This window comes from Sphingopyxis sp. H115, from assembly GCF_001468465.1.
Classification (GTDB): domain Bacteria; phylum Pseudomonadota; class Alphaproteobacteria; order Sphingomonadales; family Sphingomonadaceae; genus Sphingopyxis.
Genome location: NZ_LNSA01000010.1, coordinates 105692 through 126388, shown reverse-complemented (window position 1 = coordinate 126388; position 20697 = coordinate 105692). Strand labels below are relative to the sequence as shown.

Here is a 20697-nt window from a genome sequence, read left to right as displayed (position 1 = left end):
GCCGCCATATAGCGGCATTTGTGGCCCCAGTCGTTTGCGAAGGCGGTTAACCGGCACGCCGTCCCGTTATCGGACAGGACGGCACCGAAAAGTTAGGGCTGGCCCGGCCCCGCAAGCGCCAACGCGAGACCGAGTGCGGCGGCGCGTCCAATCTTTCCGCGCACCAGATATTGCCGTGCGATGGTCGAAAAGGGCAGCGGCGAATGCGCTTCCATGGCCGCCCTGTATCGCCCGACACCTATTCGCAATTGGGCCCACGACGTTTTGCGCCCGCGCACCAGGCGCTTCGCGATCTTGACGAACTCGCGCGACTGAAAACCGGCTATGGCAGCCAAGGTTTTGGGTCCGGCGTCGGGCACGGCGTCGGCAAGCGCGCTCGAAAAGCCGGCCAAGGCCATCGCCATATCGTCGTTGCGACGGACGTCGAAGCTGCGGGTCTTGGCAAGCCGCGCCATGATGCTGCCCGGCCGCGAACGATAGTACACCCATGGCTCCGGGACATAATAATGGCTTTCAGCCTTCAGCAGCAACCAAGGTATGGTGGCCGCATCTTCGAAACAGGCGCCGACGGGAAACCGGATCGACGGTCCGAACAGATCGCGTTTCCACACCCGCGACCAAGCATGCAACCGGCGTTTCGCAAATACGCCCGCGATCAGCGTCTCCGTACAATTGCCCACGCACCGCGCCGGGCCGCCGAATGTCCGGTAGCGTGTACGACCCTCGCGGACATAGTCGCACAGGATGATGTCGGGCCGGAGGGGCCGGACAATCGCCTCCAGCGCTGCGATAGACCCGGGCAGGATCTTGTCGTCGGCATCGATGAACCAGATATAGTCGCCGCGGGCGACGTCCAGCATCGCGTTGCGGGCGGCGCTCGGCCCGTCATTTTGGGCATGGCGCAACAGCCGGACCTCGGCATGGCCCTCGGCGATGAACGCCTCGCAAATCTCGGCCGATCCATCGGTCGACCCGTCGTCGAACAGGATGATCTCGACGTCGCGCCGACCGCCGAGTTGCGCGCATATCGAATGCAGGCATTCGCCGACGAAAGGCGCAACATTGTATACGGGCACAAGGATGCTCAGCCAGGGCGCTGGCCCCGTTCCGGCGAATTTTTCTGCGTCGGCGCTCATGCAAAAAAGTTAGTCGAGGTTCGGGCGCAGCCAGCGGGTCGCGGTCTCCAGATCGACGCCGCGGCGGCGGGCATAATCTTCGAGCTGGTCGCTGCCGATGCGCGCGACACCGAAATACTGGCTTTCGGGATGCCCGAAATAGAAACCGCTGACCGCGGCGGTCGGCAACATCGCAAAGCTTTCGGTGAGCACCAGCCCAGCGTTGTCGCCCGCCTGGAGCAGCTCGAACAGGATCGGCTTCAAGCTATGGTCGGGACAGGCGGGATAGCCGGGCGCCGGGCGGATCCCGCGATATTCTTCCTTGATCAGCGCCTCGTTGGTCAGCTGTTCGCCGGGCGCATAACCCCACAGGGTGGTGCGGACATGCTGGTGCAGCCGCTCGGCAAAGGCTTCGGCAAAACGGTCGGCCAGCGCCTTGAGCAAGATGTCCGAATAATCGTCCTTGTCGGCGCGGAAGCGTTCCGAATGCGAATCGATGCCATGGATGCCGACCGCAAAACCGCCGATCCAGTCGCCCGCGGGGTCGATGAAATCGGCAAGGCACATATTGGCGCGGTCGCGGCTTTTCTTGATCTGCTGGCGCAGGAACGGCAGCGTCACATGACGTTCTTCCTCGGCGAGGTGGATGACGACGTCATCGCCGTGCCGCGCGCATGGCCAGAAGGCGCAGACGCCGCGCGCGGTCAGCCATTTTTCGCCGATGATCCGGTCGAGCATCGCGTCGGCATCGGCCTTGAGCGCCACCGCGGTCTCGCCGACGACCTCGTCGGTCAGTATCGACGGATAGGTGCCGTGCAATTCCCACGCGCGGAAAAAGGGCGTCCAGTCGATACATTCGCGCAGATCTTCGAGCGACCAGTCGTCGAAGCGGTGGAGGCCGGGCTCAAGCGGCGGCGCGGGCTTGTCGCTGAGATAGGCGTCGTAATAATTGGCGCGCGCCTCCTCCAGCGTGTGGAGGACGCTCTGCCCCTTGCCCGCGCGCACGTCGCGGACATGGGCGTAATCGTCCTTATACCCCTGCACATAAGCGTCGCGCCCGGTGTCGCTGACCAGCGCGGTCGCGACCCCGACCGCGCGGCTGGCATCGAGGACGTGGAGCACCGGCCCGGTATAGGCGGGGTCGATGCGCAGCGCGGTGTGAACCTTCGACGTCGTCGCGCCGCCGATCAGCAGCGGCATCGTCATGCCCGCACGCTGCATTTCCTCGGCGACGGTCACCATCTCGTCGAGCGAGGGGGTGATGAGGCCGCTGAGGCCGATCATGTCGGCGTCATTTTCGTTCGCAGCTTCCAGGATCTTGCTCCACGGCACCATCACGCCGAGGTCGACGATCTCGAAGCCATTGCACTGGAGCACGACGCCGACGATATTCTTGCCGATGTCGTGGACGTCGCCCTTGACGGTCGCCATCACGACCTTGCCCTTGCCCTTCGCGCCCGGCTCCTTCGCGGCCTCGATAAAGGGCAGCAGGTGCGCGACCGCCTTTTTCATCACGCGCGCGGATTTGACCACCTGCGGCAGGAACATCTTGCCCGACCCGAACAGGTCGCCGACGACATTCATGCCGTCCATCAGCGGCCCTTCGATCACCTCGATCGGGCGTGGCATCAGCTGCCGCATCTCTTCGGTATCGTCGACGATATAGGCGTCGATGCCCTTGACCAGCGCATGTTCGAGGCGTTTGGCGACTTCCCAGCCGCGCCATTCCTCGGCGGCCTTTTCCTGCGCGGCGGTGGTGCCCTTGTAGCGTTCGGCGAGCGCGATCAGCCGTTCGGTCGGGCTGAGGTCCTCCCCTTCGACCTTGCGATTGAGGATCACATCCTCGCACGCGGTGCGCAGTTCGGGGTCGATCGTGTCATACACGTCGAGCTGGCCGGCGTTGACGATCGCCATGTCGAGCCCGGCGGGGATCGCGTGATAGAGGAACACGCTGTGCATCGCACGGCGCACCGTCTCGTTGCCGCGGAAACCGAACGACAGGTTCGACAGACCGCCCGAAAAATGGACGTGCGGGCAGCGGACACGGATGACCTTTACCGCCTCGATGAAGTCGACCGCATAATTGTCATGCTCCTCCAGCCCCGTCGCGACCGCGAAGATATTGGGGTCGAAGATGATGTCCTCGGGTGGAAAGCCGATGGTCATGAGCAGCTTGTAAGCGCGCTCGCAAATCTCGATCTTGCGGTCTTTCGTGTCGGCCTGACCGACCTCGTCGAACGCCATCACGACGACCGCGGCACCATAGGCCATGCACTTCTTCGCATGATCGAGGAATTGCGCCTCGCCTTCCTTCATGCTGATCGAATTGACGATCGGCTTGCCGGGAACGCATTTCAGTCCCGCCTCGATCACATCCCACTTCGAGCTGTCGATCATCACCGGAATGCGCGCGATGTCGGGCTCGGCGGCGATCAGCTTCAAAAAGGTCGTCATCGCATATTCGGCGTCGAGCAGACCCTCGTCCATATTGACGTCGATGACCTGCGCGCCATTTTCGACCTGCTGGCGCGCGACCTCGACCGCCGCGGTATAATCGTCGGCGAGAATCAGGCGCTTGAACGCTGCCGAACCGGTGACGTTCGTGCGCTCGCCAATATTGACAAAAGTAGAGGAGGCGGTGGTGCCGGTCATGCGCTGATCGGCTGTTTCAGGGGACGGGCCAACACGACATCGTCGTACAGCTTGCCGCCGACGTCGAACCGACGTTCGGCAATCTGGTCAAAACCCTGTTTGCGATAAAAGGCGATGGCGCGCGCATTGCGGGCGTATACGCCGAGCAGCAGGCGATCGTGGGCGGCGGCGGCATTGACCGCCGCGCGCATCAGCGCCGCGCCCAGCCCGCTGCCGTGGAAACGCGAGAGCGAATAGATGCGCTTCAGTTCCCAATCGCCCGCGCGCGCGCCGGGAAGGTCGGGCGCGGCCGACAGCGCGAAGCCCACCGGCGCCTGTCCCGGCTCGATCTCCGCCAGCCATGCTTGCGCACCCGCGTCGATATAGGCTTCATAAGCGGCGCGGCTGTGCGCGCGCTCGCAATGGCCGACGATCGCATCGCCGTCCAATATACCCGCGAAGGTTTCCAGAAAGGTCGCCGCGCCGATCAGCGCGAGCGCAGCCGCATCGTCGCGCGTCGCCGGTCGGACGCGCCATTGCACCGTATTTTCCATATGTCAGGCCGCCATTGTAAAAGGTTCGAGGCCCGCCAGCCGGGTTCGAACGGGAACGTCGGGCAGGCGGCGGGGCGCCATGCCGGCCACCGCCCTTGCCATTGCGGCGATATGCGCGGGGGTCGATCCGCAGCAGCCGCCCAATATATTTACCTGCCCATGTTCGGCCCATTCTGCGACGAGACCCGCCGTGGTGTCGGGCATCTCGTCATATTCGCCCAGCTCGTTCGGCAGGCCGGCATTCGGATAGACCATCACAAGCGCGTCGGCGAGTTCGGACAAAACCTTCACATGCGGGCGAAGCTGCGACGCGCCGAATGAGCAGTTGAGCCCGATCGTCAGCGGTTTCGCGTGGCGCACCGCATACCAGAAGGCCTCGACCGTGTGTCCCGACAGGTTGCGGCCCGAAAGGTCGGTGAGCGTCATCGAGATCATCAGCGGAAGTTCGCGCCCGACCTTCGCCTCGGCCTCCAGCGTCGCGGCGATCCCTGCCTTGGCATTCAAAGTATCGAAAATGGTCTCGATCAGGATGAAATCCGCGCCGCCCTCGGCCAGCGCCACGACCTGCTCCAGATACACATCCTTCAGCTCGTCGAAATCGATCTCGCGATATCCCGGATTGTTGACGTCGGGCGACAGCGACAGCGTCTTGTTCGTCGGCCCCACCGCGCCCGCAACGAAACGGCGGCGCCCGTCGAGCGCTTCATATTTCACCGCAGTTTCGCGGCCCAACCGCGCGCTTTCGATGTTGATGTCGGCAACGAGCGCCTCGGCGCCATAGTCGGCCTGGCTGATCCGGTTCGCGCTGAAGGTGTTGGTCGATACGATGTCGGACCCGGCGGCCAGATAGGCTTCGCCGATCGCGGTCACGACGTCGGGACGCGTCAGCGCAAGGATGTCGTTGTTGCCCTTCTGATCGTGCGTCAGGCCGAGCGAGCCCGCATAGTCGGCTTCGCCCAGCTTGCGGAGCTGGATCTGGGTTCCCCACCCTCCGTCGGTGAGCAGGATGCGCTCCCTTGCCGCCGCGGTGAGGGCTTCGCGTGCGCTGATCATGCTGCTTGGTCCTTTGCCGTCGAAACCGGCCGCAGACCCAGCAGATGACAGATCGCATAGCTGAGCTCGGCGCGGTTGAGGGTGTAGAAATGAAAGTCGCGAACGCCGCCCGCGTAAAGACGGCGGCACATTTCGGCGGCAACGGTCGCGGCGACCAGCTGGCGCGCGCCGGGATGATCGTCGAGCCCGTCGAACAGCGACACCATCCAGGCCGGGATCGCGGTGCCGCACATGTCGGCCATGCGCCGCGTCTGCGACACGTTCGACACGGGAAGGATACCGGGAATGATCGGCGCGTCGATCCCCGCCGCTGCCGCCGCGTCGCGAAAGCGCAGGAAGCTGTCGGGCGAGAAGAAAAATTGCGTGATCGCACGCGTCGCGCCGGCGTCGAGCTTGCGCTTCAGATTGTCGAGGTCCGCCTGCGGGCAATCGGCGTCGGGATGGGTTTCGGGATAGGCTGCAACCGAGATGTCGAACGGCGCGATCGCCTTCAGCCCCGCCACCAGTTCGATCGCATTAGCATAGCCCTCCGGATGCGGCCGATAGGGCTCGCCACCGGGAACATCGCCGCGCAGCGCCACGATATGCCGCACACCCGCCTCCCAATAGGCGCGCGCGACCTCGTCGATCTCGGCGCGCGAGGCCTCGACGCAGGTCAGGTGCGCCGCCGGCGGCACCGCGCTTTCGGCGGCGATGCGTGCGACGGTCGCATGGGTGCGCTCGCGCGTCGACCCGCCTGCGCCATAGGTGACCGACACGAAGCTCGGCGCCAACGGTTCGAGCGTGCGGAACGTGTCCCACAGCTGCGCTTCCATCTTTTCGGTCTTCGGCGGGAAAAATTCGAAGCTGACGCCGATATCGCCTTCCAGGTTGGCGAATAGGGGCGATGCCGCGGCGCGGCGCGCCTCCGCCAGCGAGTTCAAGTTCGACGTCATGCCGCAAGCCTTTTATTTTTTCCGCCTTCGCTGACGGGGGGGTGATCTTCGTCGCTGCGACGGCGGCCCAGCCATAGTTTCACGGCCAGCTCGCCGCCTTCGAGCGTCTGTGTCGTTTCGAGCAGCAGCCCCGCCGAGGCGAACCAGCCGCGGATCTGCGCATCCGAGAAACCGAGACGCGCATGCGCCGCAAGGCTGCGCAACGCCTCATCCTCGTGCGGCGCGAAATCAACGATCAACAAGTGACCGCCGCCGCGAAGCACCCGGCCCGCTTCGGCGATCACCCGGTCCGGTTCGTGCGCGAAATGGAGCGCTTGGTGGATCACGATGCTGTCAATGCTGGCGTCGCCGACTGGCAGGCTCAGGAAATCGCCCTGCAGGAGATCGATGGGCACCGGCTGCCCTTCGAGCTTGGTGCGCGCGATACGGAGCATTTCAGGGCTCCGATCAAGCGCCGTGATCCGCCGGGCGGTCGGCGCGAAAATTTCCGCCATCCGGCCCGTGCCGGTACCAATGTCGAGCAAATGCCCCAACCGGCGATTGTGCATCATCGCCAGCATCGCGGCTTCGACCTCGCTCTCGGCGATATGACGCGACCGGATCGCGTCCCATTCGACGGCATGGTCGGCAAAATATCGTTCTGCGGCGGCAGCGCGCTCGCTGCGGACCGCGGCCAGCCGCCGCGCGTCATACGCAATGACACGGGCTTCCCGCGCTGAAAAAGGCCATTTTTCGGCCTGCCTGATAATTTCGGCGACCGGCCCGCCCGCCGCGATCCGCAAGAAGACCCAGCTACCTTCGCGCCGGCGCTCGACAATTCCGGCCTCGACCAAAATGCGAACATGGCGCGATACGCGCGGCTGGCTTTGATCGAGCACCACCGCCAGTTCGCCGATCGCCAACTCCATTTCGCGCAAAAGCGCCACGACTCGCAATCGCGTCGGGTCCGCCAAGGCTCGGAAAATGTCGATCAGCTCGCTCACGAGATGACATATAAAGCTTTCTTTATATCTGGTCAACCGAGCGATGGGGCACAATTTTCTGCGGCGCGCGAACCGGCGCGGCAGGAATTGGAACAAAAGCCCCGCCCTGTCGGAAAAAAGGGCGTTGCACCCCATTTGCCGAGGGGGTAATTCTGCGAGCGATTGGCAAAATCCGGGATCGATCCGTTCCTGCGCCGGTCCATCAGTTCAAACCGAGAGGGGTATTCCCAATATGAAGAAATCGATCACTCTGTCGCTCGTCCTTGCCGCTTCGCTGGGCCTCGCCGCCTGCGGCGAGAAGGCTGCCGACGACGCCGCAGCGACCACCGAAGACACGGCTGCGACCGTCGAGGGCGCTGCCGACGGCGCGATGGAAGCAGCCGCTGGCGCGGCCGACGCTTCGGCCGCTGCGGCCGGCGAAGCCGCTGGCGCTGCTGATGCCGCCGGCGATGCCGCTGCCGCTGGCGACGCCGCCATGGCTGCCGACAAGGCCACCGAAGCAGCCGGCGCTGCCAAGGAAGCTGCCGACGCTGCCAAGGGCGCGCTGGAAGAAGCCAAGAAGTAAGCGTCTTTCCGGTTTTGTGACCGGAGAATCGCTGAAAAGAAAAGGGGAGTCACCGGTTCACCGGTGGCTCCCTTTTCCCTTTTGGCGCGCCGATTTTGCGGCGCGGTTGCCAAGCCCCTGTTACGTCGTTAATTCTCGACACCAATGGCTGGTCGCCGGCCATTAAATTCGAAAGGACTTACCCATGCGCAAGATCATTCTCGCCTCGATGGCCGCTGCGGCCTTCAGCCTCACCGCCTGCTCGGAAAAGACGCAGGACGCTGCTGCCGACACCGCCGCTTCGGCCGCCGATGACGCCGCCGCCGCTGGCGATGCCGCCGCCGATGCCGCCGCTGGCGCAGCCGACGCGACCGCCGATGCTGCCCAAGACGCCGGCAACGCCGTCGAAGGCACGGTGAACGCCGCCGGTGACGCCGCCGCGGAAGCCGGCGACAAGATCGCCGAAGAAACGGCGAAGGCCGAAGCCAACGACAAGCAATAAGTCGTCAGCACGCCTTCGGGCTGATAGGGGGGCTCCATCCGGCGAGGATGGAGCCCTTTTTCATGGGAGCGAATGATGCAGAAAATGTGGTGCGCGGTCGCGGTCCTGGCCCTGCTGGCAGGAGGATGCAGCCGCACCGACAATGAACCCGGCCCGGGCGGCGTGACGGTCAGCGAGGCGAAGGCGCTCGACGATGCCGCCGAAATGCTGGAAAACCGCGCCGGCGCGGCCGCCGCCGACGACCCGAGCACAACAAAAGACACCGCGAAATAGCCTTTCCTTGCAGCGCCGATGCGAATAGGTTGGCGAGGTCCCGCAACTGGCGCTGAAGGTGGAGCCCCACCGGGAAGCGGGACCGATCGCCGATCGATGCAAGCCGCGCGCCTGGGTGATCCACCAAGAATGCGAGGGATCATCCATGCGCGACGCGCCCGCCACCAACATCGTCTTCCTGCTCTTTCCGGGCATTACCCAGCTCGATTTCACCGCGCCGGCGCAGGCGCTCTGCAGGATGCCCGGCGCCGCCTTGGCGGGCGCTGCGGCCAGCCTCGCTCCGATCAGTACCGACAGCGGCTTCTCCATCGTTCCGACACATGATTTCAGGACCGCGCCGCAAGCGGACATCCTGTGCATCCCGGGCGGCCATGGCGTGACCGAAGCGCTCGGTGATGCCGCGACGATCGATTTCATCGCGCGCCAGGCCGCGGGGGCTGGGTGGGTGACGAGCGTCTGCACCGGTGCCTTCCTGCTCGGCCGCGCCGGGCTGCTCGCGGGCCGGCGCGCGACGACGCATTGGGCCTATACCCATCTGCTGCCGCTGGTCGGAGCCGAATTCCAGCCCGCCCGGATCGTCGAGGACGGCCCCGTCGTGACCAGCGGCGGAGTAACCTCCGGGCTCGACTTCGCACTGACGCTGATCGCCCGGATCAAGGGCGACGCGGTCGCGCAGGCGATCCAACTCGCGATCGAATATGACCCCGCCCCACCTTTCGCTGGCGGCCATCCCGACCGCGCTCCGGCGGCGGTGACCGAAGGGCTGAAGACGCGCGTCTATGACGCCGCCGCAGCGCGAATGGAAGCCGCGCTCAAACCCTAAACGCAACCGGCGAGCGCGATCTCATAGAGCTTCGGCCAGTTCTTGCCCGTCACGAACAGGCGCTTTCCCTTGGCATCCCATGCGATACCGTTGAGCACGCTGTCGGTGCCGCTGACCCCTGCATCGGCTTTGAGCGTCGAGAGGTCGACGAGCGAGACGATGTTGCCCGAGGCGGGATCGATGCGGACGATGAAGTCGGTCATCCAGACATTGGCCCAGACCTGCCCGTCGATCGTTTCAAGTTCGTTGAGCATCGCGACCGGCTGCCCCGCGAAACGCACGGTAACGCGTCGCCGCTCCGCCATCGTCGCGGGATCGAAGAAGCGGAGCGCGGGCGTGCCGTCGCTGAGCACCAGACTGCCGTCGATCATCGTCACGCCCCACCCCTCACCTTCGTAGGTGAATGTGCCGAGGGGTGTCAGATCCTTGATCGACCAGCGATTGCCGACGCCACCCTTCCATGTCACGCCGACGATCTGATCACCCCAGCGAGCGATCCCCTCGCCGAACTGGTCGGGGGGCAGGTCCGTCTGGGCGATCGCCTCCCCGGTGTCGAGGTCGAGCCGCGCGACGCGCGAGCGGCCATAATGGCCGGTCGATTCATAGAGATGCCCGTCGTGCCAGAAGAGGCCTTGGGTGAAGGAAGAACTGTCGTGCGGATAAGTCTGAACGATGCGGTAGCCGCAGCGCTCGACCGGCAACGGCACGGGCGTTGCTGCGACCGGCGGTTCGGCGAGCATGGCGAGAGCGAAGACAAGCATCATCGCCGCCCTAGCTATGCCGTGTTGCCTGAACTGGCAATGTCTCGCTCCCCTGTTTCGTCCAAAGAAAAAGGGCCGGAGGATCGCTCCCCCGGCCCCGTTTCTTGTTGGCTGAGTGCCGAACGGATTGGACTTAGAAGTCCATGCCGCCCATGCCGCCCATGCCGCCGCCGCCCATCGGCATCGCCGGCTTGTCTTCCGGCAGCTCGCTGACGGCCGCTTCGGTGGTGATCAGCAGGCCCGAAACCGACGCGGCATCCTGAAGCGCGGTGCGCACGACCTTGGTCGGGTCGATAACGCCGGCGGCCTTCAGGTTTTCATACACGTCGGTCGCAGCGTTAAAGCCCTGATCCTGGTTGTTTTCACGCAGCAGGTTGCCGGCGACAACTGCACCGTCGTGGCCAGCGTTGGCCGCGATCTGGCGCAGCGGCGCTTCGATCGCCTTGCGGACGATGTCGATACCGCGGGTCTGGTCGTCGTTGGCGCCCTTCAGGCCGTCGAGAGCCTTGGTCGCATAGAGGAGCGCGGTACCGCCACCGGGGACGATGCCTTCCTCGACCGCGGCGCGGGTCGCGTGCAGCGCGTCGTCGACGCGGTCCTTGCGTTCCTTCACCTCGACTTCGGTCGCGCCGCCGACCTTGATCACCGCAACACCGCCGGCGAGCTTCGCCAGACGTTCCTGCAGCTTTTCACGGTCATAGTCGCTGGTCGTGGTTTCGATCTGCGCGCGGATCTGTTCGACGCGGCCCTTGATCGCATCATGGTCGCCAGCACCGTCGACAATGGTGGTGTTGTCCTTGTCGATCGTGACGCGCTTCGCCTGGCCCAGCATGTTCAGCGTGACCGACTCAAGCTTGATGCCCAGGTCTTCGCTGATCATTTCGCCGGCGGTCAGGATCGCGATGTCCTGCAGCATCGCCTTGCGGCGATCGCCGAAGCCCGGCGCCTTGACGGCCGCGACCTTCAGGCCGCCGCGCAGACGGTTCACGACGAGGGTCGCGAGCGCTTCGCCTTCGATGTCCTCGGCGATGATCAGCAGCGGACGGCCCGACTGCACCACGGCTTCGAGGATCGGAAGCATCGACTGGAGGTTCGACAGCTTCTTTTCGAAGATCAGGATGTACGGATCGGCGAGTTCGACGATCATCTTTTCGGGGTTGGTGATGAAATAGGGACTCAGGTAGCCGCGGTCGAACTGCATGCCTTCGACGACGTCGAGTTCAAACTCGAGGCCCTTGGCTTCCTCGACGGTGATCACGCCTTCCTTGCCGACCTTGTCCATCGCTTCGGCAATCTTCTCGCCAACTTCGGTGTCGCCATTGGCCGAGATGATGCCCACCTGCGCGATTTCCGAGTTGCCGGCGACCGGGGTCGAACGGCCCTTCAGATCTTCGACGACCTTGTGGACCGCGAGGTCAATGCCGCGCTTCAGATCCATCGGGTTCATGCCGGCAGCAACCGACTTCATGCCTTCGCGCACGATCGCCTGGGCAAGAACAGTCGCGGTGGTGGTGCCGTCACCGGCCTTGTCGTTCGCCTTCGAAGCGACTTCGCGCAGCATCTGTGCGCCCATGTTTTCGAACTTGTCCTTGAGTTCGATTTCCTTGGCGACGCTGACGCCGTCCTTGGTGATGCGGGGCGCGCCGAAGCTCTTGTCGATCACGACGTTGCGGCCCTTCGGGCCCAGCGTGACCTTGACGGCGTCGGCGAGGATATCGACGCCCTTCAGGATGCGCTCGCGCGCGTCGCGCGAAAATTTAACGTCCTTGGCAGCCATGTGGATGCTCCTTCAAAAATGGCAGAAAACTGCGTAACTTCACTCGTGATTCAACGGTTCGCTCAGGCGAGAACGCCGAGGATGTCCGATTCCTTCATGATCAGCAGCTCTTCGCCGTCGACCTTGACCTCGGTGCCCGACCATTTGCCGAACAGGATGCGGTCGCCTGCCTTGACGTCGAGCGGGGTGACCTTGCCGTCGTCGGCGCGGGTGCCCGAACCGACCGAGACAACTTCGCCTTCCTGCGGCTTTTCCTTGGCGGTGTCGGGGATGATGATGCCGCCGGCCGTCTTTTCTTCGGCTTCGATACGGCGAACGAGCACGCGGTCGTGCAGCGGACGAAATTGCATGGATATCCCTCCAATAGTGCAATGGATGTCGCTTAGCACTCACAGGGCGCGAGTGCTAACAGGCGGGCATATGGGTCGAGGGTGTGACAGCGTCAAGACAGGCGCACGAAATTTTTGGCGCCCGCCGACGATCTTCAGATGGGTTGCGTGGCCGCCGCGCGCAAGGGCGTCGCGGCACCCAGCAACCCCAGCCGCTCGCGCTGCATCCAGCGCGCGAGCATCAGCACTGCGACAATGGCAAGCCCCGTCGCCAGGCCGGTCCAGATGCCGACGCCGCCCCAGTCGCGCTCGAACGCCAGCCACGCGCCGACCCCGATGCCGATTACCCAATAACCGAACAGCGCGAACAGCATGGGGACGAAGGTGTCATGCAGGCCGCGCAGCATCCCCTGCCCCACGACCTGTGCGCCGTCGGCAATCTGGAACAGCGCCGCGATGATCAGGAAGCTGACCGCAAGCTCGGCGACTTCGGCGTTCGCAGGATTGGTGCGGTCGATGAAAAATCCCGCGAGCGTTCCCGGGATCGCGAGCATGATAAGCGCCATCACCGCCATGAAGCCCGTGCCCATCGCAAAACTGGTCCAGCCGGCAAGCCGGATATGGTCGGGGTCGGCGCGGCCATAGCCGATCCCGACCCGCACGGTGGCTGCTTGCGCTAGCCCCATCGGCACCATGAAGGTGAGCGAGGCGAGCTGCAGCGCGACCGCGTGCGCCGCGACCGCTGCGGTCGAAATCCAGCCCATCAGCATGACGGCGGCCGAGAAAACGCCCGCCTCGAACGCATGACTGACCGCGATCGGGGTGCCGATGCGCGTCATCTGGAAAAAGCGCGGCCAGTCGCTGCGCCACCAGCGGCCGAGCAGGTGATAGCGGCGGAACCGCCGGTCGCGATAGACGACGCCGACCATCAGTAGCAGCATGACCATATTGGTCAGCACGCTGCCCACCCCGGCACCGACGAGACCGAGCGCAGGGAAGCCGAACTTGCCGAAAATCAGCGTGTAGTTGAACAGGATGTTGCCCGCGACGCCGACCACGCCGACGACAAGCGACCACATCGGCCGTTCGAGCGCGGCGAGGAAATTTCGGAACGCCAGGGTCGCGAGGAACAACGGGATCGACCACATGTAGGCGCGCACATAGTCCTGCGCGAGCGCGGCGAGCACCCGGTCCTGTCCGAGCAGGTTCAGGATCGCGCCGGTATTCCACAGGATGAACAGCATCGGCACCGCAACGACCGCGACGAGCCACAAAGTCTGGCGAAAGGTGCGCCGGATGTCGCGCACCGAATTGGCGCGGCGCCCGATCTCGCTCGCCATCAGCGGCGACGCCCCCATCACTAGTCCCATGCCGAAAATTCCGAGCAGCATCGCGAGATTGAAGCCGAGCGACGCGGCGGCAAGCTGCGTCGGCCCGAGCCACCCGACCATCAGGACGTCGGTCGCCCCGATCAGCGACATGGTCAGGTTGGTCAGGACCAGCGGCCAGGCAAGCGCCAGCGTCGCGCGAAACTCGGCGCGAAAACCCTGCGCGCGATGCGCGGTGACGGGGGTGGGCTGGTGCAGCATAGCCGGCCCGGATAAGCGCGCGAATATGTCGATTCAAGCGTGGTGGGCGGAATGGGGCACGATTGTTGGCGGGGGGTGGCAGAATGGCAACAGCAGTCGATCCGGCTCCTCGCCACAGCTACGCCACAGATAGGACTATTGCGTCACTGGCCCCACAGCCTTGCCATCTCCACCCCGAAGGCGACGAAGGTCAGAGTCAGCCCGACGACGAATAACCGATAGGCATAGGCGAGATAGCGATATTTGCGCCGCGCGAGGACAATGCCGTTCTGATAGGTGTCGCGGAGCATCGTTTCGTACATATCCTCCTCGTTGCGCAGGCGCGCCTTTACTGCGGCGATATAGTCGTCCTCTTCCATCTGCGCGAAGCGACCGAAGAAGAGGATGTTGCTGTGATCCTTTCCATCGCGGTACACGACCGGCGGCGCCTTTCCCACGCGCGGCAGCACCGCCGAGACCGCGAGCAGCGCCGACAGGAAGGAAAAGGTCGCAAGAATGGTCAGCGGCATCGAAAGCGCGCCGCCGCCCGAGCGCGCCTGCCCGACCGCGAGCGTGAACACGACGAAGGTCGCGCCCATCAGGATCGACGCTTTCTGGTCCGCCATCTGCGACAATTGCATCGTGATCTGCTGCGTCGTGCGGACGAGATGGACCGCATTCGGCGGGAAACCCGTTGCCGCCCGCTCGGCTGGTGTCGACTTTTCCGCGCTGTCCATGCCAAGCTGCCCCTGCCCCGATGCCCTGCCAGCGACCCGGTATAGGGATGGCACGAAGTCCCGCTAGCGGCAAGATGCTGCCCTGTTCCCGCCGCATTCGCTTGCCAATCGGGAGCCTTCGCGGCATGCCCGCGCGCAACTTCATTCCTCTATGGGACGCACCACATGAGCACCGCCCTTCGCCACCAGATTTTCGGCCTGATCGAACCTTTCAACAAGAAAGGCGTCGAACTGACCGACGCAACCACTTTTGCCGGCGACCTTGAATGGGACAGCCTGACGGTCATGGACTTCGTCGCCGAGGTCGAAGACACGTTCGACATCATCATCAGCATGAACATGCAGGCCGAGATCGAGAATGTCGGCCAGCTCATCGCCGCGGTCGAGAAGCTGCAGGGCTGACGCTGCGATGACCGACCTGTTTTCGAAATTCGACCCGCTGATCCAGCAGCGCGAAGCGCTGCTCGCAACGGGCGTCACCGATCCGTTTAGCCTGGTGATGGAGCGCGTCGTCTCGCCGACCGTCGCGATCTGCAACGGGCGCGAGACGATCCTTCTTGGCACCTATAATTATATGGGCATGACCTTCGACGAGGATGTCATCGCCGCGGGCAAGGATGCGCTCGACAAATTCGGCAGCGGCACCACCGGCAGCCGCGTCCTCAACGGTACCTATCAGGGCCACAAGGAGTGCGAGGACGCCCTCAAGGAATTTTACGCCATGGATCATGCCATGGTGTTCTCGACCGGATATCAGGCGAACCTCGGCATTATTTCGACGATCGCCGGGAAGGGCGATTATGTCATCCTCGACATCGACAGCCACGCGTCGATCTATGACGGGTGCAAGATGGGCGACGCCGAGATCGTCGCTTTCCGCCACAACGACATCGAGGCGCTCGAAAAGCGGCTGAAGCGCCTGCCCGCCGATGCGGGCAAGCTCGTCGTGCTCGAGGGTGTCTATTCGATGCTCGGCGATATCGCGCCGCTCAAGGAGATGGTCCGCATCGCCAAGGAAAATGGTGCGATGGTGCTGGTCGACGAGGCGCATTCGATGGGCTTCATCGGCGAGAATGGCCGCGGCGTCGCCGAGGCGCAGGGCGTGATCGACGACGTCGACTTCATCATCGGCACGTTCAGCAAGAGTGTCGGTACGGTCGGTGGTTTCTGCGTGTCGAACCATCCGAAGTTCGAAATCATGCGGCTGGTCTGCCGCCCGTATGTTTTCACCGCCTCGCTGCCGCCGAGCGTCGTCGCGACCGCTGCGACGAGCATCCGCAAACTGATGCACGGGTCGAACAAGCGCGCGCATCTGTGGGAAAATTCGAAGACGCTGCACAAGGGGCTGCGCGATCTTGGCTTCCAGCTCGGGACCGAAGAGCCGCAGTCGGCGATCATCGCGGTGATCATGCCCGACCTCGAACGCGGCGCGATGATGTGGGAAGCGCTTTTGGAAGAAGGGCTCTACGTCAACCTCGCCCGCCCGCCGGCGACGCCCGCGGGCATGACCTTGCTGCGCTGTTCGCTGTGCGCCGAACATACGATCGAGCAGGTCGGCGAAATCCTCGGCCGTTTCGAGCGCGCGGGCAAACGCACCGGGATTATCGGCTGAACCGGGCCCGCGCGCCGACCAGCGGATTCCTTTTCGCGCCGAGTTGAAGCGAGTCGCGCTTCGGCGCTTTGCTGCGCAAAGCTTGTCCGGTAAAGGGTTGGGCGTGTTCGAGCGGGATATCGACATCGAAAACGACAGCCGACGGGAGCGTATCCGCTTCTGGTCGACGATCGTCCTCGGCGCGATCCTGACCGGTGTCGTCGGGGCGCTCGTCGTGCTGCTGTCGCGCGCCAACGACAATTACGACCGCTCGCTCGGCTGGCAGACACAGAGCATGGAGGTCATTTCGCAGACCCGCTCGGTCGATGCCGCCATCGCGCGCGCCGAGGCCGCGCTCGGCCGTTTTGCGGTAGGCCTGCAGAAAGAGGACGGGCGCATCTATGAATATCAATGGGCGCGCGCGCGGCAATTCCTCGGCCAGTTGCAGCGCAACGTCCGCGACAATCCCAAACAGATGGCGCTGGTCAAACAGCTGACGCGCGAGATGGACAGTCGCGGCGCCCAACTCGGCGATGCCGCGCTCAGCGCCAACTACAACCAGACGGTCGCCGCCATTTCCAAATTTTACGCCGCCGGCAAGGGCGAAGGGCTCGGCCGGATCGACAAGATATTGAGCGAGATCATCGCCAACGAGCGCGCGCTGCTGCGCGAGCGCAACCGGCTGACGGCCGCCGATCGCGCCAGTCTCAATCAGGCGATCCTGCTTTTTTCGCTGCTCGGCGCAACCGCGGCGGTCATTGCGATCGGGGCAACCTTTTCGCTGATCCGCGCCGAAGGCGAACGCCGCCTGGCGCGCAACGAACAGCTGCTCGAAAGCGACCGGGCGATGCAATTGGCTGCGGCGGTCGAGGAGCGCACCGCCGAGCTTGCGCATGCGAACCACGCGCTGCGCAGCGAAATGATCGAGCGCGAAGCGGCCGAAGCTCAACTGCGCCAGGCGCAGAAGATGGAGGCCGTCGGCCAGTTGACCGGCGGCATCGCGCACGATTTCAACAATATGCTGGCGGTCGTCGTCGGCGGGCTGGAGCTTGCGCAGCGCTGGCTCCCCGGTAAGCCTGAAAAGGCGCAGCGCCACCTCGCCAACGCGCTCGACGGGGCCAATCGCGCCGCAGACCTGACGCGGCGACTGCTGACCTTCGCCCGCTCCGAGCCCGCGCGGCCCGAAATGACGATGGTCGACGAATGTATCGCAAGCTTCGGCGAACTGATCGAGCGGACGATCGGCGACCGGATCGCGCTGACGCTCGACCTTCAGGCGGCAGGCCTTGCGTGCTGGGTCGATCGGCAACAGTTCGAAAATGCGCTGCTGAACCTGGCCGTCAATGCCCGCGATGCGATGAACGGACATGGTTCGCTGACGATTCGGACGATCGACGACGGCGAGGACAAGGCGCTTGCGGTGCAGGTGATCGACACGGGCTGCGGCATGTCGCCCGAAGTCCTCGAACGCGTCTTCGATCCTTTTTACACCACCAAACCCGCAGGCCAGGGCACCGGCCTTGGCATGAGCCAGGTCTTCGCCTTTTGCCGGCAGTCGGGCGGCGAGGTGCAGATTTCATCGACCGAGGGCGAGGGCACCAGCGTCGCGATGCTGCTACCGATTTCGACGGCGCGGCCCGCCGCCGCGGTCGAGCCGTCGGCGGGCGACGTTGCCCGGCCCGCCGCCCCCGCCGACGCACTGAACATCCTTGTCGTCGAGGACGATGCGCGCGTGCTCGCCGCGACGGTCGACGCGGTCAGCGAACTGGGACATGTGGCGGTCGCCTGCGGCAATCCGCTCGAGGCAGAATCGCTGGTCGAAGGCCGGCTTGCCAAGGGCCAGGGCGGTTTCGATCTGGTCCTGTCCGACGTGCTGATGCCCGAGCTTACCGGGCCTGAAATGGTCGCACAGTTGAAGCAGCGCTGGCCCGAATTGTCAGTCCTGTTCGTGACGGGCTATGCCGGTGATGCCAGCGAGGATGCGGCCTTTGGCGACCATGACGTGCTGCGCAAGCCTTTCACGCTGACCGCGCTCGACCAGGCAATCCGGCGCAGCGGTGAGCATCGTCCCGACGGACAGCGGCTGGCGAGTTGAACCCTCCACCCTTTTTCCGCCGGAACATTGCTAACGGATCGCACCGCTCTTCATCAGCCGCGGCACCAGCGTGATCGCCGCGACAAGCGGCCAGCGGCGCTGCCAGGGCTTGATCTCGATCCGCGTGCCGGCGTGCCGGTTGATCTTCCACGCGAGATAGTCGATCCCGCCCGCATAAGTCAGGCTGGCCTTCGCAAGTCGCGCGATGCTGAGCAATTTGCCCTCGAGCCGCCGGCGATCGCCGCGATCCCGGCGCGCTGAACCGTTCGTAGCGCGCGGCGTCGGCATCGACGACCGACTGCGCGCGATTGGTCCGTTCGGCGCGCAGTTCGACCGAATAGGTAAGCGAAAAGGCGCGGCGCCACCAGTCGAGCGGCGCCTCGCCGGCAACCGCCCCCGCCGCCGCGAGCAAGGTCGGCGCGGCGCGCGAAACCGCCATAATTGCCCGGTCGCGCGCGGTATCGTCGACCGCCCAGACCAACCGCGAAGGCTGGGCGAAGCGCGCCCACACCGATACGTTGCGCGTCTCGGTGCCGTTGAGCCGGTCGAAGTCGGACTCGCTGAGCACCGCATATTTGGCGATCAGCCCGTCATGCTGGAACGGAAAGACGTTCGGCGGGATCAGCCGGTTGGCAAGCGCCATCCAGCGTTTGGGATAGGCATCGCCATAATCGGACACGATCAGGTAGAAATCGAGCATCAACCCGTCGAGTTCACGTTCGCGGAGGCAGCTTCCATAGAAGAGCACCGCGCGCGCGCTACCCGGATATTGTGCCGCGACGGCCTGCGCCATCGCGTTGACCCGCGGATCGACGGGAACCCCGAGTTCGTCGCGGACGAGGTCGATCAATGGCGTCACGGCCGGTTCAGGCGGCGAGGCGCAGGAAGGGAACCGGCTGCGTCGAGGTGAGGATGATCGGCGCACCATTCTTCGCCTGGAAGATTTCGCCGTCGAGGATCACGTTCGACCGTTCGCCTTCGATACGGATTTCGTCGCCTTGCTGGAAATGGACGCCGTTGAGCTGCTTCTGCCCCAGCGTCCCGCGCCAAGTCGCGCCCAGCATTCGGAAGAGAGCGCCGACGCTGCTGTCGGTCGCAAGCAGCTTCATATTGCCGTTCGTTCCATAGGCTTCGCTGGTGCGGATGCTCAGCAGCAATTTCTCGAGCGTCGTGACGATCAACAGGGAAAATTTGCCCTTGAACTCGCCTTGGCGGATCAGCGACACCGTCATCGGCTCGGGCTTGGGCGGCAGGCGTCCGCCGCCGATGCCGAAAATGATCGCGAACAGGCCGAGGATCGCGGCGAGGAAGTGCGACAGCCCATTGGGCAGGCCCAGCGGATAGATACGATTGCGGCAATAGAGCATCACGTCCGCGAGATAGGCGCCGCCGAGGAACATGCCCAACACCGGACGTTCCTCGCCGCCGCTGTCGAGCGAGATTAGCTGCCGTTCGATCACATGATCTTCCAAGTGACCGCTTTCGACCAGATCGACGACGCGCTGCAACGCCTTGATCGGATCGCCTTCGGCACCGAGGTCGAGCGCGATCAAATTGGTCTTGCCATTGGGAAGCACCGCGACCGGCGGCGGCGAACCGCCAAAATGGCCGCCCGAGTAAATTTCGGTCAGCGCGGCCTGCACTGTCCCGTCGCCGCCATTGATGACGACGACGCGCGGCGCGACCATCGCCATGGTGCGAATGGCCTTTTCGATCTGGTCGACATCCTCGACCTCGTAATGAAAAATATCGGGGTGCGCCGCGCAATATTCGCGAACCTGCGGCAACAGGGCACGGTTGCCCGTCGATCGAGGATTCGAGAGGAGCGCAACGCTGGCCATATCTTTACATATATTTCATCGTGATGGAGATCGTCTTGGGCGCATCCCCGACCGAAAAGGCCGTCTTCTTGTAACTCGGCTTGCCGAGGTTGAAGATGTTGATGCTCGGATTGTTCGACATCCCGCCGCCGTCGCGCGAAAGGTCGGTCTTGCCATTGCCGTTGACGTCGTGACGCACGGCGATGCCATAGACGCCCGCTTCGGGCAGCGGCACGCAGACCGTCATCCTTCCGGCGCGCGCCGGCACTTCGACACGAGCGAGCCAGCGGCCCTTTTCAAGCCAGTCGGCCGACGTGCCGCGATAGCTTTGCACGCGAATCTTGCCGGACGACGCCTTGACGCCGCTGATTTCGACCAGCGTCGACGGACCGCTTCTGCACTTCGACAGATCGTTCGAGATGACCCGGCCTTCCGCCTGCGCCGATGCGGCAAAAGCCAGCACGGAAACGCCAAGCAGCGCGGATACAAATTTCGACATGACCTAAAAACCTCCAGAGGCTATAGCCGTGCCAGCATTCGCTGAAGCGCGTGCCGACACGGGTCCCTGTCGCCCTTGAATCGGCATATCGGAAACAACTGCGGCCA

20 protein-coding genes, 1 pseudogene and 1 riboswitch are annotated in these 20697 nt (G+C 64.3%); of the genes and pseudogenes, 7 read left to right on the top strand and 14 right to left on the bottom strand.

Annotated features, from left to right (window positions below; translation table 11 throughout):
* Window positions 1–92: 92 nt before the first annotated feature.
* The 6 genes from ATE71_RS09440 to ATE71_RS09415 are packed head-to-tail and all read right to left on the bottom strand — an operon-like array spanning window position 93 to window position 7271.
* A complete protein-coding gene (locus ATE71_RS09440; RefSeq protein ID WP_058803245.1) occupies window positions 93–1136 on the bottom strand; it encodes a glycosyltransferase family 2 protein in 1044 nt (347 codons plus the stop codon).
* Window positions 1137–1145: 9 nt separating this feature from the next.
* A complete protein-coding gene (gene metH / locus ATE71_RS09435) occupies window positions 1146–3767 on the bottom strand; it encodes a methionine synthase (RefSeq protein WP_058803244.1) in 2622 nt (873 codons plus the stop codon).
* A complete protein-coding gene (locus ATE71_RS09430; protein ID WP_058803243.1) occupies window positions 3764–4300 on the bottom strand; it encodes a GNAT family N-acetyltransferase in 537 nt (178 codons plus the stop codon). Before ATE71_RS09430 ends, metH begins: the two co-directional genes overlap by 4 nt.
* A 3-nt stretch (window positions 4301–4303) precedes the next feature.
* On the bottom strand, window positions 4304–5353 hold the full coding sequence (locus tag ATE71_RS09425) for a homocysteine S-methyltransferase family protein (protein ID WP_414892711.1): 1050 nt from the start codon (window positions 5351–5353) through the stop codon (window positions 4304–4306).
* A complete protein-coding gene (metF, locus tag ATE71_RS09420) occupies window positions 5350–6288 on the bottom strand; it encodes a methylenetetrahydrofolate reductase (protein ID WP_058803242.1) in 939 nt (312 codons plus the stop codon). Before metF ends, ATE71_RS09425 begins: the two co-directional genes overlap by 4 nt.
* Window positions 6285–7271 carry an ArsR/SmtB family transcription factor gene (locus tag ATE71_RS09415; protein WP_058803241.1) on the bottom strand — a complete coding sequence of 329 codons (987 nt, stop codon included), beginning with the start codon at window positions 7269–7271 and terminating at the stop codon, window positions 6285–6287. Before ATE71_RS09415 ends, metF begins: the two co-directional genes overlap by 4 nt.
* A gap of 232 nt (window positions 7272–7503) precedes the next feature.
* Between ATE71_RS09415 and ATE71_RS09410 the strand changes: the two genes are divergently transcribed.
* The 4 genes from ATE71_RS09410 to ATE71_RS09395 all read left to right on the top strand — a co-directional run bounded on the left by ATE71_RS09410 (window position 7504) and on the right by ATE71_RS09395 (window position 9413).
* Entirely contained in the window at window positions 7504–7836 is a 333-nt protein-coding gene (locus ATE71_RS09410; protein ID WP_058803240.1) for a hypothetical protein, read from the top strand.
* A 184-nt stretch (window positions 7837–8020) separates the two neighbouring features.
* A complete protein-coding gene (locus ATE71_RS09405; RefSeq protein ID WP_058803239.1) occupies window positions 8021–8317 on the top strand; it encodes a hypothetical protein in 297 nt (98 codons plus the stop codon).
* A 72-nt stretch (window positions 8318–8389) separates the two neighbouring features.
* Entirely contained in the window at window positions 8390–8590 is a 201-nt protein-coding gene (locus ATE71_RS09400) for a hypothetical protein (protein WP_235587978.1), read from the top strand.
* 32 nt (window positions 8591–8622) lie between these two features.
* A riboswitch (ZMP/ZTP riboswitch) is annotated at window positions 8623–8714 on the top strand.
* A 21-nt stretch (window positions 8715–8735) separates the two neighbouring features.
* Complete coding sequence (locus ATE71_RS09395; protein ID WP_058803238.1) at window positions 8736–9413, top strand: DJ-1/PfpI family protein; 678 nt, start codon at window positions 8736–8738, stop codon at window positions 9411–9413.
* Here the strand turns inward: ATE71_RS09395 and ATE71_RS09390 are convergent.
* The 5 genes from ATE71_RS09390 to ATE71_RS09370 all read right to left on the bottom strand — a co-directional run bounded on the left by ATE71_RS09390 (window position 9410) and on the right by ATE71_RS09370 (window position 14585).
* Window positions 9410–10177 (bottom strand): glutaminyl-peptide cyclotransferase, encoded by a 768-nt coding sequence (locus tag ATE71_RS09390; RefSeq protein WP_058803237.1) that lies wholly within the window; start codon window positions 10175–10177, stop codon window positions 9410–9412. The two genes, ATE71_RS09395 and ATE71_RS09390, sit on opposite strands and share 4 nt — an antisense overlap.
* Before the next feature lie 130 nt (window positions 10178–10307).
* Window positions 10308–11951 (bottom strand): chaperonin GroEL, encoded by a 1644-nt coding sequence (gene groL / locus ATE71_RS09385; RefSeq protein WP_058803236.1) that lies wholly within the window; start codon window positions 11949–11951, stop codon window positions 10308–10310.
* Between the two features lie 62 nt (window positions 11952–12013).
* On the bottom strand, window positions 12014–12301 hold the full coding sequence (gene groES / locus ATE71_RS09380) for a co-chaperone GroES (RefSeq protein WP_058803235.1): 288 nt from the start codon (window positions 12299–12301) through the stop codon (window positions 12014–12016).
* A gap of 134 nt (window positions 12302–12435) precedes the next feature.
* Window positions 12436–13869: an MATE family efflux transporter gene (locus ATE71_RS09375; protein WP_058803234.1), complete on the bottom strand. Its 1434-nt coding sequence runs from the start codon at window positions 13867–13869 to the stop codon at window positions 12436–12438.
* A gap of 143 nt (window positions 13870–14012) precedes the next feature.
* Complete coding sequence (locus ATE71_RS09370; RefSeq protein WP_058803233.1) at window positions 14013–14585, bottom strand: Pycsar system effector family protein; 573 nt, start codon at window positions 14583–14585, stop codon at window positions 14013–14015.
* 165 nt (window positions 14586–14750) lie between these two features.
* Between ATE71_RS09370 and ATE71_RS09365 the strand changes: the two genes are divergently transcribed.
* From ATE71_RS09365 to ATE71_RS09355, 3 genes are all read left to right on the top strand, one after another.
* The gene (locus ATE71_RS09365; protein ID WP_058803232.1) at window positions 14751–14987 is read left to right on the top strand and encodes an acyl carrier protein; all 237 of its coding nucleotides are present in this window, start codon (window positions 14751–14753) and stop codon (window positions 14985–14987) included.
* Window positions 14988–14994: 7 nt separating this feature from the next.
* Window positions 14995–16197, top strand: coding sequence for a serine palmitoyltransferase (gene spt / locus ATE71_RS09360; protein ID WP_058803231.1), 1203 nt, complete (start codon window positions 14995–14997; stop codon window positions 16195–16197).
* A gap of 103 nt (window positions 16198–16300) precedes the next feature.
* The gene (locus ATE71_RS09355) at window positions 16301–18271 is read left to right on the top strand and encodes an ATP-binding protein (protein ID WP_058803268.1); all 1971 of its coding nucleotides are present in this window, start codon (window positions 16301–16303) and stop codon (window positions 18269–18271) included.
* 30 nt (window positions 18272–18301) lie between these two features.
* On the opposite strand, the pseudogene ATE71_RS09350 reads toward ATE71_RS09355, so the two are convergent.
* From ATE71_RS09350 to ATE71_RS09340, 3 genes and pseudogenes are all read right to left on the bottom strand, one after another.
* A pseudogene (locus tag ATE71_RS09350) lies at window positions 18302–19130 on the bottom strand (hypothetical protein).
* A 7-nt stretch (window positions 19131–19137) separates the two neighbouring features.
* Window positions 19138–20112, bottom strand: a complete 975-nt coding sequence (locus tag ATE71_RS09345; protein WP_058803230.1) for a diacylglycerol/lipid kinase family protein — start codon at window positions 20110–20112, stop codon at window positions 19138–19140.
* A 4-nt stretch (window positions 20113–20116) separates the two neighbouring features.
* The gene (locus ATE71_RS09340) at window positions 20117–20590 is read right to left on the bottom strand and encodes a DUF2141 domain-containing protein (protein ID WP_058803229.1); all 474 of its coding nucleotides are present in this window, start codon (window positions 20588–20590) and stop codon (window positions 20117–20119) included.
* Between the last annotated feature and the right edge of the window lie 107 nt (window positions 20591–20697).

Coding starts and splice junctions, on each gene's coding strand:
- ATE71_RS09375 (WP_058803234.1), bottom strand. CDS start 13,869: ATGCTGCACCAGCCCACCCCCGTCACCGCGCATCGCGCGCAGGGTTTT.
- ATE71_RS09400 (WP_235587978.1), top strand. CDS start 8,390: ATGATGCAGAAAATGTGGTGCGCGGTCGCGGTCCTGGCCCTGCTGGCA.
- groL (WP_058803236.1), bottom strand. CDS start 11,951: ATGGCTGCCAAGGACGTTAAATTTTCGCGCGACGCGCGCGAGCGCATC.
- metH (WP_058803244.1), bottom strand. CDS start 3,767: ATGACCGGCACCACCGCCTCCTCTACTTTTGTCAATATTGGCGAGCGC.
- ATE71_RS09430 (WP_058803243.1), bottom strand. CDS start 4,300: ATGGAAAATACGGTGCAATGGCGCGTCCGACCGGCGACGCGCGACGAT.
- ATE71_RS09370 (WP_058803233.1), bottom strand. CDS start 14,585: ATGGACAGCGCGGAAAAGTCGACACCAGCCGAGCGGGCGGCAACGGGT.
- ATE71_RS09410 (WP_058803240.1), top strand. CDS start 7,504: ATGAAGAAATCGATCACTCTGTCGCTCGTCCTTGCCGCTTCGCTGGGC.
- ATE71_RS09405 (WP_058803239.1), top strand. CDS start 8,021: ATGCGCAAGATCATTCTCGCCTCGATGGCCGCTGCGGCCTTCAGCCTC.
- groES (WP_058803235.1), bottom strand. CDS start 12,301: ATGCAATTTCGTCCGCTGCACGACCGCGTGCTCGTTCGCCGTATCGAA.
- ATE71_RS09365 (WP_058803232.1), top strand. CDS start 14,751: ATGAGCACCGCCCTTCGCCACCAGATTTTCGGCCTGATCGAACCTTTC.
- ATE71_RS09440 (WP_058803245.1), bottom strand. CDS start 1,136: ATGAGCGCCGACGCAGAAAAATTCGCCGGAACGGGGCCAGCGCCCTGG.
- metF (WP_058803242.1), bottom strand. CDS start 6,288: ATGACGTCGAACTTGAACTCGCTGGCGGAGGCGCGCCGCGCCGCGGCA.
- ATE71_RS09345 (WP_058803230.1), bottom strand. CDS start 20,112: ATGGCCAGCGTTGCGCTCCTCTCGAATCCTCGATCGACGGGCAACCGT.
- ATE71_RS09390 (WP_058803237.1), bottom strand. CDS start 10,177: ATGATGCTTGTCTTCGCTCTCGCCATGCTCGCCGAACCGCCGGTCGCA.
- spt (WP_058803231.1), top strand. CDS start 14,995: ATGACCGACCTGTTTTCGAAATTCGACCCGCTGATCCAGCAGCGCGAA.
- ATE71_RS09425 (WP_414892711.1), bottom strand. CDS start 5,353: ATGATCAGCGCACGCGAAGCCCTCACCGCGGCGGCAAGGGAGCGCATC.
- ATE71_RS09395 (WP_058803238.1), top strand. CDS start 8,736: ATGCGCGACGCGCCCGCCACCAACATCGTCTTCCTGCTCTTTCCGGGC.
- ATE71_RS09340 (WP_058803229.1), bottom strand. CDS start 20,590: ATGTCGAAATTTGTATCCGCGCTGCTTGGCGTTTCCGTGCTGGCTTTT.